Below are 15,280 nucleotides of genomic sequence, written 5' to 3' on the forward strand. Positions count from 1 at the left end.
AGGACCCGTGAGGAGTCACGGAAGCCCGTGTTCCTGCTATTGGTGGCGGCGTTCGTGGTGCCGGTCGATGTCGGCTATGTTCTCATCCTTCGAGCTCAGGGTGCCGATTTCAACGCTTCCCGTGTCGTGCTTATCGCCGGATGTCTTGCGGCGGCGGCCCTTCTTCTGGGCATTACCGCGTGGACGACAACCTCTGAGGTGCGCCTGCTTCTGTCGGGGAGTGCGATCGCAGGCCTACTCTTCGTGGCAATTTTGGCGCTTTTGAGCATAGGCTACTTGCTTGTTCTCGCCGCTGGGGCGGCGGGCTGGGTGCTGGCGGCGGATTTCCGATCTGCGTCAACGACGGCTCGAGCTCGCCTTGGTGTATTCATGGTCGCGGTGTTCATGCTCATGGCCATTGGGTTGATACTCACCTGACTTGTCCGGCCAACGGCCGGATGTGGACAAGATCCTCTGCCGTCATTGACCGTCGATTGTCGACCGGGTCCGCCCCTTGCCCAGATCGATGAACGCCACATCGGCCAGGAGATAGTGGCCGATCTCGGGTAGGTATTCGGCCTCGTCGGCCCGGACGAGCACTGGATCGTGCTGGTTGGCCGCGAAAACGGACATAGCTGACCTCCCAACAGGTTCAGGTTGCCAGCAATGGTGTCGCGTGGTGTGAGCGGCCGTCCGATCATCATCCTAGCTAGCTAAATTACTAGTATGCTAGCATTGCTGCATGGGTGACGAGGCGGTCAAGCAGTTCAACGTGTACCTGCCGGTGAGCCTGATCAGGCAGGTCAAGCATCACGCGATCGAGGAGGGCATGTCGCTGTCGGCATTAGTCACCGAAGCGTTGCGCGCCTACCTCGGCGACGCTCACGAGCAGCGACGGCAATCTTCGGAAAAGGAGACATGAACATGGCAGGCGAAGGCATTGAGGCGGTCTTCCTGGAGACCCGCAACTGGGGCAAGGCCGCGAAGTTCTTCCAGGAACTGGGCTTCGAGCTGGAGATCTCCGCCGGTGACGGCTCCGGTGTGTTTCGCAGCGGCGAGGGACCTTACCTCGTCGTCTCCGAGGTCCCGGCGGAGCGGGAGCCTCGGATACAGGTCGCACTGAAGGTGCCCGACGCGGACGGGTTCCGCCCCGATCCAGTCGTCGAGGTGGTCAAACCGTTCGAGGACACCCATTACGGGACCCGGGAGATGATCGTGCGGGATCCCGACGGGCGGCTGTGGAGCCTGCAGGCCCCCGGCAAGGACTGAGGCGCCTCTCGTTGAGGCGTCGCGGCGGCGGCGCCACGACGTGGCGAGTCTTCGGCCGGCGGTCGAGGTCAACGCCCCACGCCGAGGGCCGCCGGCGGATACGAGGAGCACCCGGAGGAATTGGAATGACCAGATGGCGCGGCAACCCCTGGGTGGTGCTGCTGACGCTCAGCCTGGGGTTCTTCATGACCCTGCTGGACATCACGGTCGTCAACGTCGCCATCCCCAGCATGATCGACAAGCTGCATGCGTCGCTCGACGAGATGTTGTGGGTGATCAATGCCTACATTCTCGTCCTCGCGGCTCTGCTGATCACCTCCGGCCGCATGGGTGACGTGCGTGGTCCGCGCACCATGTTCGTCTGGGGTGTCGCGCTGTTCACGGCGGCGTCCGTCCTGTGCGGCCTGTCGCAGGACCCGGCCCAGCTCATCGCCGCCCGCACCCTGCAGGGCCTGGGCGCGGCGGCGATGGTGCCACAGACCATGACGATCATCATCGGCACGTTCCCGGCCGAGCGTCGGGGCACGGCGCTCGGCGTCTGGGGAGCGGTCGCCGGCGTGGCTACGGTCGCCGGGCCCACACTCGGCGGTTACCTGGTCAGCACGGCCGACTGGCGCTGGATCTTCTTCGTGAACGTCCCGATCGGCGCAATCGTGCTCTCCATGGCCCTGGCGTTCGTGCCCGACATCCGGCACGGTGTACGCCGCACGCTGGACGCGCCGGGAGTCGTGCTGGCCACAGCGACGCTGCTGTGTCTGACCTTCGCGCTCACCGAGGGCCAAAGCCACGACTGGAACATCGGCATCTGGGCACTGCTGGGCGCGGGCGTGCTGCTGCTGGTGGTGTTCCTGATCTACCAGCGCTCCCGGCAGGACAGAGAACCGCTGCTGCCCTTCGCGCTCTTCAGCGATCGCAACTACACGGTCATGAGTGTCGTCTCGGCGACCGTCCAGGTCGGGATGATCGGCTTGTTCCTGCCGGTGATGATCTATCTGCAGTCGGTGCTGGGCTTCAGCGCGCTCGAAGCCGGTCTGGTGATGGCGCCGGCGATGGTGGCGTCGGCGCTCCTGTCGCCGCTCGCGGGCCGGATGGCGGATCGGATCAGCGGCAAGTACGTCCTGATGACCGGCCTCACCCTGTTCGCCGTCGGGCTGACCTGGCTCGCCGGGGTCATCGAGGTCGGCCGGGCATGGTGGCAGTTCCAGCCCGCCCTGATCGTGGCCGGGCTGGGCATCGGCTGTGTGTTCGGCCCGATGGTCGCGCTCGCCATGGAGAACGTGGAGCCCAAGATGGCCGGGGCCGCCTCCGGCGTGCTCAACACGATCCGGCAGATCGGCACCGTCATCGGTAGCGCCGCGGTCGGCGCGGTGCTGCAGAACCGCCTGGCCGCCGCACTCCAGGACGAAGCGGTCAAGCGCGCCGACGACCTTCCGGCGACCGTACGCCACTCGTTCGTGGCCGGCTTCGACAACGCCGCCAAGGGCGGCCTGGAGGTCGGCACAGGCCAGACCGGCGCGGCGCTCACACCGCCCCCAGGAACGCCGGAGAACCTGGTTCACCGCCTTCAGCAGGTAGCGGCGTCGGTGTTCGAGCACGCCTTCGTTCACGCCATGTGGCCGACCCTGGCACTGCCCATCGCCGTGATCGCCGTCGGCGCACTCTCATGCCTTCTGGTACGACGCCGCCCCGCGGATAACCGTACCGGCGCGCCCGACACGGCCGAAGTCGGCACCTCCGCCTGATGCGCGGTCAGCGACCGACGTACGCCAGGCCGATGAAGTTCAGCGGTGACGGCGGCCCTTGAGCTCGTGGAAGACCTCGATCCAGTCCACAATTACGGCCTGTCCGGCATGTTGGTCCAGCCCTTGCCGTCCGCACGGCCGTACCATCCGGACGCGGCCAGGGTGCCGCCGTCCACCGGTATGGTATGGCCGGTGACGAAGCGGGAGTCGTCCGAGGCGAGGAACTCCACGACGGCGGCATAGTCGTCGGGCTCCCCGAAGCGGCCCAGCGGGAGCCACAGGGGGAGCAGGCCGGGGTCGCGGCCGCGCAGCATCGCCGCCGCCGGTGTCTGCGGGGTGTCGGCCAGGTCGGGGGCGATGGCGTTGACCCGCACGCCGTACTGGCCGACCTCGACCGCGAGGCTCTTGGTGAAGGCGGAGACGCCCGCGTTGTAGGCGGAGTAGACCGCGTGGCCGGGGATGCCGCGGAACGCCTCGACGGTCGAGTTGTTGACGACGCAGCCGGTCCTCCGCTCGACCATGACGGGAAGGATCGCGTGGGTCATCTTGAACACGTGCAGCAGGTTCAGCTCATAGAGGCGCTGCCACTGCTCGGGCCTGCTGCGTAGGAATGTCCGTGACGCGGGGCGGAAGTCGCCGACGTTGTTCACCAGCACGTCGACGCGCCCCCCGCCCGCGCCGAGCGCGGTTTCCAGGACCCGCTGGACGACGTCGTCCTCGCTCGCGTCGCCGATCACCAGGACACACCGCCCTCCGGCGGCCTCGATCTCCCGCGCCGTCTCCGCCGCGGCCTCCCCGTCGATGTCGTTGAGCACCACCAGGTCGCCGCGGCGGGCGAGGCGGCGGCTGATCGCGCCGCCGATCCCGAGTGCCCCGCCGGTCACCACGCAGACGCGGCTGTGCGCCGGTGTCGTGTCGGTCATCGTTCTCCTCTCGCGCCTGCACGCTCTGTCCGCAGGCGACGTTCACGACCCGTTCTCGAGGTGGCGCCCGCACACTCGTCCCGGCGGGTGCCGCTCACGGCCCGTTCCCGCGGGCGGTGCCCACGAGCCCATCCCGGCGGGCGACGCCTACGCACCCTGCCCCCGCCAGTGGCGGACCGGCCTGGTCTCGATCCAGTCGATCTGGATGGACCGCTCCGCGATCCGCCAGACTCCGCCCTCGCGGCGGTAGCGGTCGGTGTAGCGCAGGTGCCACACGAGATCGGAGGGTTCGCCCGCGCGCGCGGTCAGGTGGTGCGCGGCGCAGGCGACCTTTCCCGTGGCGATCCCCGGCTCCGGGCCCGGATCGAAGACCTGGCCCGCGAGCGCGTGGAGGGTCACCGGGACGGCGTCGAGCGAGGACATCGCCCTGGCGATCTCGTGGTGTCCCGTGCGGGTCAGCACCGGGCCGAGCGCCTTCGGTGGGTCGGGCAGGACAAGGACACCGTCCGCGGTGAACAGGCCGGTCAGGGCGGCGACGTCCCGGCAGTCGGCGAAGAGGGCGTAGCGCGCGACCAGGTCGGCGAGCGCGGCGCGGTCGTCGGAGCCGAGAGGCGCGACGGCGGGGGTCACGGCACCTTCAGGCCGAGACGTTCCGCGCAGGCGGACAACTCGTCGACGGCCGCCCGGAGGTCGGGCGTCGGCGTCGCCGCGAGCACGATCCGATCGGCTCCGAGACCGGCCAGTGACTCCGCCTTCTCCGGCGTGATCCGGGAGACGAGGTGGCCGAGGCTGAGCTCAAGGGCCTCGGGGTCGCGGCCGTTCCGCTCCGCCTCCGTCCGCATCACCCCGACCAGGCGCCGCAGTTCCTCGCCCGCGAGGCCGAGCGGCTGCAGGCCGTCGCCGTGCCGTCCCGCCCTGCGGGCCGCCGCGACGCTGTGCCCGCCGATGTGGATCGGCACGCCACCGCTCCGTGCGGGCTTGGGGTAGCTCATCGCCCCGTCGAACTCGAAGAACTCCCCGTGATGGCCGACCCCCTCCGGCGAGGTCCCCGCCCACAGCTTGCGCATCACCTGGATCTGCTCGTCGGCGCGCCTGCCCCGGGTCTCGAAGTCCGCGCCGCAGGCCTCGATCTCCTCCTTCATCCAGCCCATGCCGACGCAAAGCCGCAGGCGCCCGCCGGACAGCGCGTCGATGGTGGCGATCCGCTTGGCCAGCACCACGGGGTGGTGGTTGGGCAGTACCAGGACGCCGGTGGCCAGCCCGATGCGCGTCGTCCTTCCGGCGAGGAAGGCCAGCAGGTCCAGCGGGTCGGGGATGTCGCAGTCGTCCTTGAGCTCCATCTTCCCCGACCTGTCGTAGGGGTAGACGCTGGAGTATCCGCTCATGACCACCGTGTGCTCGACGACCACGATGGACTCGAATCCGCACGCCTCCGCGTGCCGCGCGTAACCGCTGATCCACTCCGGGGCCGCGGTCGTGTTCGCGGCGACCGGCGCTATAACCGCGTACTTCATCGCGTGAGGTCACCTGCCGGTTCTGATCCGTGGCCCGCGCCGTCCGCGAGCGTTCCGCCTGTTGCGCTCCGCACGTTACGGGTGCCGGATACGGCGGGCGCACGCGTTCCCGATGACCGGGACGGCCGCCCGTCCTCCGCCACGGTTAATCTCTCGCACATCGTACGAGGCTTGTAGTACAGTGTGCGAGAAAGGTCTCGAACACTGTACGAGTCATGGAGTGGCCATGTCGTCCCCCCATCCGAAACGGTGGTTGATCCTCGGTGTCCTCTGCTTGAGCCTGCTCGTGCTCGTCGTCGACAACGGGGTCCTCAATCTCGCCATCCCCTCCCTCATGAAGGAGCTGGGAGCGACCCCGGCGGACATCCAGTGGATCATCAACGCCTACATGCTTGCCTTCGCCGGGGTGCTGCTCACGGTCGGCGCCCTGTCCGACCGCTACGGCAGACGCCGCTTCCTGGTCATCGGCCTGGCGCTGTTCGGCGGCGCCTCCCTGATCGCGACGTTCGCCCAGACGCCGGCCCAGCTGATCGCCTGTCGTGCGCTCATGGGCTTCGGCGGGGCCTTCCTCATGCCCAGCACCCTGTCCATCATCATGAACGTGTTCGACCAGTCAGAGCAGCGCAAGGCGATAGCCGCCTGGAGCTCGGTGCTCATGGTCGGCGGGATCGCCGGGCCCTCGCTCGGCGGTTTCCTCCTCGACCACTACTGGTGGGGCTCGGTCTTTCTGATCAACGTCCCGATCAGCGCGCTCGCGATCGCCGCGTCGCTGCTCCTCATGCCGGAGTCCCGTGGCCTCCCCCGCCCCATCGACCTCGTCGGGGCGGTCCTGTCGACCGGTGGCATGGTCGCCCTGGTCTGGGCGATCATCTCCCTCCCCGAGAGGGGCTGGACCTCGCCCGCCGTGCTCGCCACCGCGCTGATCGCGGTCGTCATGCTGACCGCCTTCGTCCTCTGGGAGCGGCGCACTCCGCACGCCATGCTGCCGCTCTGGCTCTGGCGCCAGCGCAACTTCAGCGGCGCCAGCTTCTCGATCGTGCTGATGTCCTTCTCCGCGGGCGGTCTGCTGCTGATGCTGACGCAGTACCTCCAGTTCGTCCTGGGCTACGGGGTCCTGCAGGCCAGCCTGGCGCTCATCCCCTACATGGTGGCGGCCATCGTCTTCAACGGCCTCGGCGCGACCCTGGGTAAGAAGCTGTCCAACCGCGCCATGGTGACGATCGGCATGCTGGTGTTCGGAGCCGGTTTCCTGGTGCTCACCCGGATGACGCCCGACTCCGGTTACGGCCTGTTCATCTCCGGCCTGATGGTGATGGGGGTCGGCGGGGGCCTGGTGGCGCCCGCGGCGTACGCGTCGCTGATGAGCGCGGTGCCGCCGGACCGGGCGGGCATCGGCTCGGCGCTCAACGACACCGTCCAGCAGACCGGAGGCGCGCTGAGCGTCGCCCTGCTCGGCAGCGTGCTTTCTGCGGCCTACTCCGCAGGCATGCCGGAGAGCGTGCCCGCTCCGGCCAGGGAGTCGATCGCCGCCGCGCTCGCCCTCGGTGACCCGGCGCTCGCCAGGACCGCGAAGGTGGCCTTCGTCGACGCCATGGCGTCGGGGATGATCGTCGGCGCCGTCGGCTCGGTGGCCGCCGCGATCGTCGCCTGGGCGCTGCTGCGCCCGATCGAGACGCCCCCTCAGGCCGATCTGTCCACCGAGCCCCTGGCGGAGGCGTACGGCAAGGCGGGCGGCTGACGGGACCCTGCGGGTTCATCCGCCCAGCGGGACCAGCCCGGAGAGCACCGCGGGCAGTTCGCCGGTGTGCACGACCCCAAGACACTGGGTCGCGCGGGTCAGCGCGACGTAGAGGTCGTTCAGCCCGCGCGGGGACTCGGCAATGATCTGCGCGGGCTCGGCGATCAGCACGGAGTCGAACTCCAGCCCCTTGGCCTGTCTCGTGGTGAGAACCGTCACCTGGCGGTCCCGCTCCCCGGGCGGGGCGGGAGCCGTCACGGCGGTGACCGCCCCGCCCAGCTCCTCAAGCCGCGTCTCGGGCACAATCACGGCCAGCCGCCGCTCGCCCAGCCCGGCGGCCTGCCGCGTGGCGAACTCCCCGAGACGCTCCGGCAGCTCGCCACGCGGCACCTCCACGTGCCAGGGAAGAAGGCCGGTCTCGCGCACCGATCGCGGCGGGGCGGTCGACGGGTCGATCGCGGCCAGCACGTCGGAGGCGACGGCCATGATCTCGGCGGGGACGCGGTAGTTGAGGGTCAGCGGCTCAAGACGCCACCGATCTCCCAGATGGGGGCCGAGGACCCGCTGCCAGGAGGTCGTGCCCGCCGGGTCCCCGGTCTGGGCGACGTCGCCGACGAGCGTCATCCATCTGGTCGGGCAGCGCCGTACGAGCAGCCGCCACGCCATCTCCGACCGCTCCTGCGCCTCGTCCACTGTCTCGTTGAGCAGGTTGGGGCCGCCGAACGGATCGGCGCCGATCCGGTCCGCATACAGCAGGGCGAGGGCTTCGACGATCACCGGGACGACGAGAGGCCTGGCCTGGTTGTGCGTCAGGCGGGAATCGCGTCCCAGGTCCCGCAGCACCCGCGCCAGCCGTGCGGAGGCCCGGGTCCTGAGATCGTCGAGCCGTTCGTAGAGCATCGAGACGTACTCCTGCTCCGATGAAATCTCCATGCTTGACAATTTTTCACCTGTCGTGAGATAATAAAGTGAGCAGTTTTGTTGACTTTTTGTGCACTATCAATACAGTGCACTCTCCCGCCTCCGCCTGGCGAGGCGTCTGTGGGCTCTCATGGAGCCCGTGCGTGCCAGAGTGTTCCCTCCGTGCGCGAACCGTTCCTGTTTGCCCGTCGTGCCGCGCTTTTGTGCGGGCGTTTGAGGAATGCTGGGAAGCGCCATTTCTGTCCACGTGAATTCCTTTGTGGAATGCGGAACTTAAGCTCCTCTGGGGCTTTCGGGGGCCGGATTCGGAATTTATTGGTAATTCAATCACTTTGTTGCCGGCCGTTATCTGTCTCGACGCTGACATGCTTGCATGTGCGGTTTACTGCCTTTGTCGTGGCAATAATCGGACACCTGGACATCCGGGTGCTGATCTCCGTGGACATTTCTCTGAATCTGCGATCTCATGTCTCCGCCAGTCCTTTGCGGAGCCTTTTCGGGATGCGGAGAAATGCATGGCCAATTGGCGAAGAATGATGGGAGTCGTCGTCGCGTTCGCGACGGCGGTCGGGTTCGGGGCCGTCGAGGCGCGGCCGTCGACGGCCGCTGCGGCGTCATCGGGGGATCTCCGGATCACCCGCTTCCTCGGCGAGCAGCAGCTGCCGCACAAGATGCAGTTCGAGGGAACCACCGTCGGTGGATTGTCCGGCATCGACCGCGACCCGCTCACCGGCACCTGGTACTTCATCTCCGATGACCGGTGGCGCTACAACCCCGCCCGCTTCTACACCGGGAAACTGGACATCAACCGGCTCACCGGGCGGTTCGGCGGGGTGAGCCTCACCGGGGTCACCACGCTCCTGCGCCCCGACGGAACCCCCTATCCCGCCTACGGCCAGCCCGAGTCCGCCGACCCGGAAACGATTCGCTTCGACCCCTGGAGCCGCAAGCTCCTGTGGGGTCACGAGGGTGACAGACCGGACGAGACTCACCCCACCATTCCGGTCTCCGACCTATTCCTCCGCTGGGTCGACCGCGGTGGCCACCACCGCGGCGAGCTGCCGCTTCCCGACAACCTGAAGCTGACGGACACCACCGCGGGGCCCCGCCGCAACTTCGGGTTCGAAGGCCTGACCTTCACCCCCCGCACCATCGCGGCCGTCGTCGAGGGGCCCCGATACGAGGACGGCGAACCCCCGACCGTCGAGCACGGCGCGCCCGCCCGGATCACCGTGTGGGGCCGCGACGGCAGGACACGCGCGCAGTACGCCTATCCGATCGACCCGCTGCCTGCGGCACCGGTCCCGCCGACCGGCCAGACCGACAGCGGCGTCTCGGAGATCCTGGCCCTCGACGATCACCGCTACCTGGCCCTCGAGCGCTCCTGGATCGAGGGCGTCAACTACCGGGTCAAGCTGTACGAGATCGATCTGCGCGGCGCGACGAACGTGCTGGACAGGAACAGCCTGACGACGGGTGAGCCGTACCGCCCCGTCAGCAAGCGACTGGTCCACGATTTCAGCTCGTCCGGGGCGACGGTGCAGAACCTGGAAAGCCTCGCCTGGGGGCCGCGCCTGGTCACGGGCGAGTGCACCCTGGTGGTCGGTTCCGACGACAACTTTGACGACCGTGAGGTCACCCAGTTCCTGGCCTTCGCCGCCAGGGGCTGCTGACCGCGAGACGGCGCCCCGGAAGGCCCGCCCGAAACGGGAAAACGCCGGTTAGCCTGGAAATCAGGAGTTGTGCCCGGCGCCGAGGCGTGGAGGTCGCGATGTCGAAGGGCCATGAAGACGACTGGGTTCCCGAGGCGGTCCGGCGTCCTGGCGACCACGCCGACCAGGCTCACGAATACGTCGTCGAGCAGGTCAGGGACATCACCAAGGGCGGAAAGATCGTTTTCGAGGCGCCGATCGGCGGGGGAGTCGACACCGGCCTGCGGCGGCTGTTCCCGGTGACCTACGACCTCGACCTCGGCCACGCCGAGGTCAGGGAGACCGGCGAGGACAAGTGACCCGTGAGGGTGACTCGCGAGAGCCGCTGATCTCCGGGCCCGGCGACTCCCGAGGGACGCCGGACGGTGAGGATGGGCGAGCGGTCCCGGCGGCGGGCGAAGCCGCCGGGACCCGCTCCATCCGGCCTCCCGCCGGATGCCTGGGCGCGGCGGGCCCGCTGTCCCGCCGCCGTGCCGCCGTGATCTCAGGCGGGCTTGGTCATGAACTCGGCGGCCTTTTCGGCGATCATGATGGCCGGGGCGTTCGTGTTGCCCGTCGTCACCGACGGCATGATCGAGGCGTCCGCGACGCGCAGGCCCGCGACGCCGTGCACCCGCAGCTCGGGGTCGACGACCGCCTGCTCGTCCACCCCCATCCTGCAGGTGCCCGACTGGTGGTGGTAGGTGATGACGGTCTCGCGGATGTAGGCGTGCAGCCCCTCGGTGGTCTCGGCGAGCGTGCCCGGGTAGAGCTCGTACGCGCCCCAGTCCTCGCGCAGCGCGGGAGCCGCCGCGATCTCCTGGCACAGCCGTACGGCGGCGGCCAGCGCCTCCAGATCGGCCTTCTCCGAGAGCACCCGGGGATCGATGAGCACGGGGTCGGTGGGGGAGGCGCCGGACAGGCGGATGACACCGTGGCTGGCCGGGCGCACCAGGCCCGCCATGAGCGAGACGCCGTCGGGCGGCCCCTCCATCCAGCGCTCGTACAGCGGCGCGTCGAAGTGCAGCGGCTGCAGGTCCGGAACCGGCAGATCGGGCCTGCTGCGCCAGAACAGCTGGCTCTGGGTGCGCGGAAGCCCGTGCGAGGCCGGGATCTGACGGCCGGTCGCGGCGATCACCGGAACCAGCCAGTGGTCCTGCAGGTTGCGCCCGACTCCCGGCAGATCGGCCTGCACGGCGATGCCGTGCGAGCGCAGGTCCCCGGCGTCGCCGACCCCCGAGCGCAGGAGGATCTCCGGCGAGCCGATGGCACCGGCGCTCAGCACGACCTCGTGCCCGGCCAGGCCGCGCTCCAGCACGCCGTCCCGCTCCCACTCGACGCCGACGCACCGGTCGCCCTCGAACAGCAGCCGGTGGACGACCGCGTCGGACACGAGGGTGAACCCGTCGCGGCCGAGCACCGGTCCCAGGTAGGCGTCCGCGGTCGTCCTGCGGCGGTGTTCGTGGATGGTGAACTGCATGAAGGAGACGCCGTCCTGCGACGCCCCGTTGTAGTCAGGGTTGAACGGCAGCCCGGCCTGTTGCGCCGCCTCGACGATCGACCGGTGAGCCGGTGAGGGCTCATACCCCGTCAGGATGTGCAGCGGCCCGCGCGGCTCTCCCGGGTCCGAGTCGACGGCCTCGATCCTGGAGAAGACCGGCCGCACGTCCTTCCACGCCCAGCCGGGGTTGCCCCGCGCGGCCCAGTCGTCGTAGTCGGCCGGGTTGCCTCGGACCCAGATCATGGCGTTCAGGTTGTGCGACCCGCCGACGGCCCTGCCACGCGGCAGGTGCAGGCGGCGGCCGTGGGCGTGCTGCTGCGGAACCGTACGGTGGCCCCAGTCGAGGGGGGAGTCCCACAGCTCGTGCATCCGCGTCGGATCGTCGACCGCGGGGAAGCGCTGACCGCCGGGTCCCGCCTCGACGAGCAACACGCTCGCGCCCGCGTCGGCCAGCCTGCGCGCGACCACGGATCCCGCGGAACCGGCACCGACCACGATCACATCGGCCTGAAACCGGTGGTGCGACTCGTTCACGCGATCACCAGGCCGCCGTTGGGGCTGAGCGTCTGCCCGGTGAAGTAACTTCCCGCGTCGCCCGCGAGGAACGCGACCGTGTCGGCGATCTCGCGGGGCAGCCCGAAGCGCCCCATGGCGATGCGCTCCTCGAGGTCGGCGCGCATCCGCCCCCCGATGACCGAGCCGAGCGGAGTCTCGATGTAGCCGGGCGCGACGCAGTTGACGCGGATGCCGTACGGCGCGACATCGCGGGCGACGGCCCTGGTCAGCGCCTGGATCCCGCCCTTGGCCGCCGAGTAGTGCGGCAGATGCTCGCAGCCGGTGAGCCCGCAGATCGAGGAGACGTTGACGATCACCCCGGAGCGCTGCTCCGTCATGACCCGCAGCGCCGCCCTGGTGCAGTAGAACGTGCCGTCGAGATGGACGGCGAGCATGTCCCGCCAGGCCTCGTCGGAGATGTTCACGGTCGCGTCGACCGTGGTGGTCGCGGTGCCGTCTGTCCTCAGCTCCGCGAGGCGCGTGTCGAGCCTGCCGAACGCGTCCTCCGCCTCCTGGCCGCCACGCACCCCGGCGTTGTTGACGAGGATGTCCAGCCGCCCGTACGTGCTCGCCACCTCGGCGATCACCTCGTCGACCGCGGCGGAGTCGGACACGTCGGCGACCCGGGCCTCCGCCTTGCGGAGCGTGCCCGCGGTCAGTTCCGCCGCCGCGGCGATCCGGTCGAGCACGACGACGGTGGCCCCGTCCGCGTCCAGGCGCCTGCAGATCGCCTCGCCGATGCCGGAGCCGCCTCCGGTGACCAGGGCGATCCTGTCTTCCAACGGGTTCACGAGTGTGCTCACCTCTAAGTCCTTTTCGCAGTCACGCGGGTGCGATGACAGTCACGCTAACCACGGGTCAGCCCCGCGGCCCTCACCGGAGGGCGACGGGGTGAGCGAAAGACAAGGAGTGGTCACTCAGGGTCAAGTGTGTTCACCGTCACGTCCGCCAACCTTGGCGCAAGTCCGGTACGAGGAGAGATCCGCTACGAGGAGACGGAGGGACGCCGTGAGTGTCGACGATGTCGGAACGGAAGGGACGGCCGCGCTGGACGCCCCGGATGTTCCGGAGGAGCGTCCTGGGCGGTCGCCGGGCGGGCGGGTGAGCGGCCTGGCGCGGCGCGTTCCCGCGATGGAGTCCATGAGCGTGCTGGTCGCGACGATCGCCCTGGTCGTCGTCATCGGCATCCTGCACCCGGACTTCCTGTCGGCCGCGCAGCTGCTCGACACGTTGCAGGCGTCGGTCTACGTCGGCCTGCTCGCCGGAGGCATGGCCTTCCTGATCTCCATGAGGGAGATCGACCTGTCCGTCGGCTCGATGTTCGGGCTCTCCCTCATCAGTATGGGTCTGCTGATCAACCAGGGGTTCTCCCCCTGGCTGGCGGGCCTGCTCGGCGTTCTGCTCGGCGGCGTGCTCGGGCTGGTGAACGCGCTCGTCGTGCAGTTCATCGGCATTCCGACCATCGTGGCGACGCTGGCCACGCTGTCGGTCTACCGCGGCCTGTCGCTGGCCCTCAGCGAGGGCCAGCAGGTGACCGGCATGCCGGTGGAGAACTCCTTCTTCACGATCCTCGGCGGCAAGATCCTCGGCGTCTACACGAGCGTGTGGATCCTGGTCGCCGTCATCGTCCTGCTCACGGTCATCCTGCGGTTCACCTCGTTCGGCTACCGGGTGCGGGCGATCGGCTCGAACCCCGACGCCGCGACGTTCTCCGGCATCTCGGCCAACCGGGTCAGGATGCAGGTCCTGGTGCTGGTCGGCCTGCTCGCGGGCGTCGCCGCCGCCCTCGGGCTCGCCTTCTTCACCTCGGGCGACCCCAACATCGGCACCGGTTTCGAGCTGCAGGCGATCGCCGCCGCCGTGATCGGCGGCACCCCGTTGCGCGGCGGCACCGCGACCGTGGTCGGCGCCGTCTTCGGCGCGATCCTGCTGGCCGTCGTCAACAGCGGGCTCCAGTACTTCAACATCCCCGTCAACTGGAGCTCCTTCGCGACCGGAGCCGTGATCCTGCTGGCCGTCTCGCTGGACAGCCTGCTGCGCAGGCGCCGCAGGCGCAAGGACGAGGCGCTGGGTCTGTAGGGAAAGCCGGGCTCCCGAAGGACGGACCGTGTCCTGTCCTCCGTCACCCGATCCATCCATCTATCCCCAACAAAACCGGTAATCCGGAAATCCCGGCCATCCGGAGAAATACCGACTATCCCCCGAAAAAACTGCAAATTCGAGGAGCCATCCATGACCGCTGGACCGAGGCGCCGGGGCCTGCCGCGCCGTCGCCGTACGTTCACCGCCCTGTCGATTCTCACCGCGTCGGCCATCGCGCTCACGGCCTGTTCCTCCGGCTCGTCAGACTCGAAGGCAACGGCGGGCGCGGGCGGGGGAGCGGACGCAGGCAAGCCTCTCAAGATGGGTTTCATCTACGCGACGTCCACCCAGAACCCGTTCCAGGAGATGGCGTTCGGTGCGAAGGCCGCCGCCGACCAGGCGGGGAACGTCACGCTCAACCAGGCCGCGCCCGTCGGCGTCAACGGTCCCGCCCAGGTGCAGCTCTTCCAGTCCGCGATCAGGAACTCGCCCGACGGGATCGCGCTGGAGACGCTCACCCCTGACCTGTTCGTCCGGCCGCTGAACCAGGCCTCCGACCAGAACATCCCGCTGGCCGCCGTCGACACGGCGGCGCCTCCCGGAACCAAGGTCGGGCTCTACGTCGGCAACAGCAACGCCGAGCTGGGCACCGCGCTGGGCATGGAGTTCATCAAGCACGTGCCCGCGGACGCGAAGGGCGAGGTCGTCATCGGCAATGACATTCCCGGCCTCCAGCTTCTGGTGCAGCGGGCCGACGCGCTCATCGCGGTCATCAAGAAGGAGCGCCCCGGGCTGACGATCAGCGGCCCGTTCGACGCCAAGTCCGAGCCGACCGACAACTTCAACGCCTGGCAGGGCATCGTGAAGGCTCACCCCAAGGCGATCGCCTTCCTGGGCGTCGGCGGTCAGGACGGCGTCTCCCTGCCCCTCATCCAGCAGCAGACGGGCCGTAAGTTCCTCGCGGGCTCGGCGGACATCCCGCCGGAGGCGCTGCAGGCCGTCAAGAACGGTCAGCTCTTCGCGCTCTCCTCGCCCGAGCACTGGCTCAAGGGCTACGTCGCGATGCGCCTGCTCATCGAGTCCAAGCGCACCGGCAAGCCGATGCCGACCGGCTGGTGGAACCCGGGCACGCTCATCGTGAACAAGGACAACGTCGACGAGATCATCAAGCGGCAGGTGGACCCGGCGAGCCGGGCGGCCTACTTCAAGGCGATCGTCGACAAGCAGTTCGCCGACCCGAACTCCTACCTCAAGCCCATCACCGAGGCCAACTGAGGACCGCGGGGCGGCCGGTCCCCGCTCACGAGATCGGCCGCCTCGCCCGCACGGCGACCCGTTAGGGGAAACCGGCGGGCCCCGCCGTAC

General features: G+C 69.0%; 16 protein-coding genes. 9 read left to right on the forward strand and 7 right to left on the reverse strand.

Features of this window, described 5'->3' with window-relative positions; all coding sequences use genetic code 11:
- The first annotated feature begins 27 nt into the window (after positions 1–27).
- On the forward strand, positions 28–417 hold the full coding sequence (locus AB0395_RS12115; protein WP_366279726.1) for a hypothetical protein: 390 nt from the start codon (positions 28–30) through the stop codon (positions 415–417).
- A 42-nt stretch (positions 418–459) separates the two neighbouring features.
- Here AB0395_RS12115 and AB0395_RS12120 read toward each other — a convergent pair whose 3' ends face one another.
- Complete coding sequence (locus tag AB0395_RS12120) at positions 460–612, reverse strand: hypothetical protein (RefSeq protein ID WP_366279729.1); 153 nt, start codon at positions 610–612, stop codon at positions 460–462.
- Between the two features lie 109 nt (positions 613–721).
- Between AB0395_RS12120 and AB0395_RS12125 the strand changes: the two genes are divergently transcribed.
- The 3 genes from AB0395_RS12125 (at position 722) to AB0395_RS12135 (ending at position 2,990) form a co-directional block, all read left to right on the forward strand.
- Positions 722–901, forward strand: a complete 180-nt coding sequence (locus tag AB0395_RS12125; RefSeq protein ID WP_366279731.1) for a CopG family transcriptional regulator — start codon at positions 722–724, stop codon at positions 899–901.
- Positions 902–903: 2 nt separating this feature from the next.
- Complete coding sequence (locus AB0395_RS12130) at positions 904–1,248, forward strand: VOC family protein (protein ID WP_366279732.1); 345 nt, start codon at positions 904–906, stop codon at positions 1,246–1,248.
- 125 nt (positions 1,249–1,373) lie between these two features.
- Complete coding sequence (locus AB0395_RS12135; RefSeq protein ID WP_366279735.1) at positions 1,374–2,990, forward strand: DHA2 family efflux MFS transporter permease subunit; 1,617 nt, start codon at positions 1,374–1,376, stop codon at positions 2,988–2,990.
- 92 nt (positions 2,991–3,082) lie between these two features.
- Here AB0395_RS12135 and AB0395_RS12140 read toward each other — a convergent pair whose 3' ends face one another.
- The 3 genes from AB0395_RS12140 to AB0395_RS12150 form a co-directional block, all read right to left on the reverse strand.
- On the reverse strand, positions 3,083–3,913 hold the full coding sequence (locus AB0395_RS12140) for an SDR family oxidoreductase (protein ID WP_366279738.1): 831 nt from the start codon (positions 3,911–3,913) through the stop codon (positions 3,083–3,085).
- 147 nt (positions 3,914–4,060) lie between these two features.
- On the reverse strand, positions 4,061–4,543 hold the full coding sequence (locus AB0395_RS12145) for a nuclear transport factor 2 family protein (protein WP_366279741.1): 483 nt from the start codon (positions 4,541–4,543) through the stop codon (positions 4,061–4,063).
- Positions 4,540–5,427, reverse strand: a complete 888-nt coding sequence (locus AB0395_RS12150) for an LLM class F420-dependent oxidoreductase (protein WP_366279743.1) — start codon at positions 5,425–5,427, stop codon at positions 4,540–4,542. The genes AB0395_RS12145 and AB0395_RS12150 overlap by 4 nt, the downstream gene beginning before the upstream one ends.
- A 226-nt stretch (positions 5,428–5,653) precedes the next feature.
- Here AB0395_RS12150 and AB0395_RS12155 point away from each other — a divergent pair, with 226 nt between their 5' ends.
- Positions 5,654–7,165 (forward strand): MFS transporter, encoded by a 1,512-nt coding sequence (locus AB0395_RS12155; protein WP_366279744.1) that lies wholly within the window; start codon positions 5,654–5,656, stop codon positions 7,163–7,165.
- Positions 7,166–7,180: 15 nt separating this feature from the next.
- Here the strand turns inward: AB0395_RS12155 and AB0395_RS12160 are convergent, their stop codons facing one another.
- Positions 7,181–8,098: an ATP-binding domain-containing protein gene (locus AB0395_RS12160; protein WP_366279747.1), complete on the reverse strand. Its 918-nt coding sequence runs from the start codon at positions 8,096–8,098 to the stop codon at positions 7,181–7,183.
- 503 nt (positions 8,099–8,601) lie between these two features.
- Here AB0395_RS12160 and AB0395_RS12165 point away from each other — a divergent pair.
- Positions 8,602–9,759, forward strand: a complete 1,158-nt coding sequence (locus tag AB0395_RS12165; protein ID WP_366279749.1) for an esterase-like activity of phytase family protein — start codon at positions 8,602–8,604, stop codon at positions 9,757–9,759.
- A gap of 98 nt (positions 9,760–9,857) precedes the next feature.
- A complete protein-coding gene (locus AB0395_RS12170; RefSeq protein WP_366279752.1) occupies positions 9,858–10,097 on the forward strand; it encodes a hypothetical protein in 240 nt (79 codons plus the stop codon).
- Between the two features lie 185 nt (positions 10,098–10,282).
- On the opposite strand, the gene AB0395_RS12175 is transcribed toward AB0395_RS12170, so the two are convergent.
- On the reverse strand, positions 10,283–11,812 hold the full coding sequence (locus AB0395_RS12175) for a GMC family oxidoreductase N-terminal domain-containing protein (protein ID WP_366279754.1): 1,530 nt from the start codon (positions 11,810–11,812) through the stop codon (positions 10,283–10,285).
- Positions 11,809–12,636 (reverse strand): SDR family oxidoreductase, encoded by an 828-nt coding sequence (locus AB0395_RS12180; protein WP_366279756.1) that lies wholly within the window; start codon positions 12,634–12,636, stop codon positions 11,809–11,811. The genes AB0395_RS12175 and AB0395_RS12180 overlap by 4 nt, the downstream gene beginning before the upstream one ends.
- Before the next feature lie 205 nt (positions 12,637–12,841).
- Here AB0395_RS12180 and AB0395_RS12185 point away from each other — a divergent pair, with 205 nt between their 5' ends.
- Together AB0395_RS12185 and AB0395_RS12190 are read left to right on the forward strand one after the other, a co-directional pair.
- Positions 12,842–13,912, forward strand: coding sequence for an ABC transporter permease (locus tag AB0395_RS12185; protein WP_366279758.1), 1,071 nt, complete (start codon positions 12,842–12,844; stop codon positions 13,910–13,912).
- Between the two features lie 153 nt (positions 13,913–14,065).
- Positions 14,066–15,190, forward strand: a complete 1,125-nt coding sequence (locus tag AB0395_RS12190; protein WP_366279760.1) for a sugar ABC transporter substrate-binding protein — start codon at positions 14,066–14,068, stop codon at positions 15,188–15,190.
- Positions 15,191–15,280: the final 90 nt, after the last annotated feature.

This window comes from Streptosporangium sp. NPDC051023 (assembly GCF_040689595.1).
Lineage (GTDB): Bacteria > Actinomycetota > Actinomycetes > Streptosporangiales > Streptosporangiaceae > Streptosporangium.

What these genes read in the sequence shown, in the direction of transcription:
- AB0395_RS12140 (WP_366279738.1), bottom strand. Translation starts at nt 3,913, where the DNA reads ATGACCGACACGACACCGGCGCACAGCCGCGTCTGCGTGGTGACCGGC.
- AB0395_RS12160 (WP_366279747.1), bottom strand. Translation starts at nt 8,098, where the DNA reads ATGGAGATTTCATCGGAGCAGGAGTACGTCTCGATGCTCTACGAACGG.
- AB0395_RS12120 (WP_366279729.1), bottom strand. Translation starts at nt 612, where the DNA reads ATGTCCGTTTTCGCGGCCAACCAGCACGATCCAGTGCTCGTCCGGGCC.
- AB0395_RS12150 (WP_366279743.1), bottom strand. Translation starts at nt 5,427, where the DNA reads ATGAAGTACGCGGTTATAGCGCCGGTCGCCGCGAACACGACCGCGGCC.
- AB0395_RS12170 (WP_366279752.1), top strand. Translation starts at nt 9,858, where the DNA reads ATGTCGAAGGGCCATGAAGACGACTGGGTTCCCGAGGCGGTCCGGCGT.
- AB0395_RS12165 (WP_366279749.1), top strand. Translation starts at nt 8,602, where the DNA reads ATGGCCAATTGGCGAAGAATGATGGGAGTCGTCGTCGCGTTCGCGACG.
- AB0395_RS12155 (WP_366279744.1), top strand. Translation starts at nt 5,654, where the DNA reads ATGTCGTCCCCCCATCCGAAACGGTGGTTGATCCTCGGTGTCCTCTGC.
- AB0395_RS12190 (WP_366279760.1), top strand. Translation starts at nt 14,066, where the DNA reads ATGACCGCTGGACCGAGGCGCCGGGGCCTGCCGCGCCGTCGCCGTACG.
- AB0395_RS12125 (WP_366279731.1), top strand. Translation starts at nt 722, where the DNA reads ATGGGTGACGAGGCGGTCAAGCAGTTCAACGTGTACCTGCCGGTGAGC.
- AB0395_RS12135 (WP_366279735.1), top strand. Translation starts at nt 1,374, where the DNA reads ATGACCAGATGGCGCGGCAACCCCTGGGTGGTGCTGCTGACGCTCAGC.
- AB0395_RS12130 (WP_366279732.1), top strand. Translation starts at nt 904, where the DNA reads ATGGCAGGCGAAGGCATTGAGGCGGTCTTCCTGGAGACCCGCAACTGG.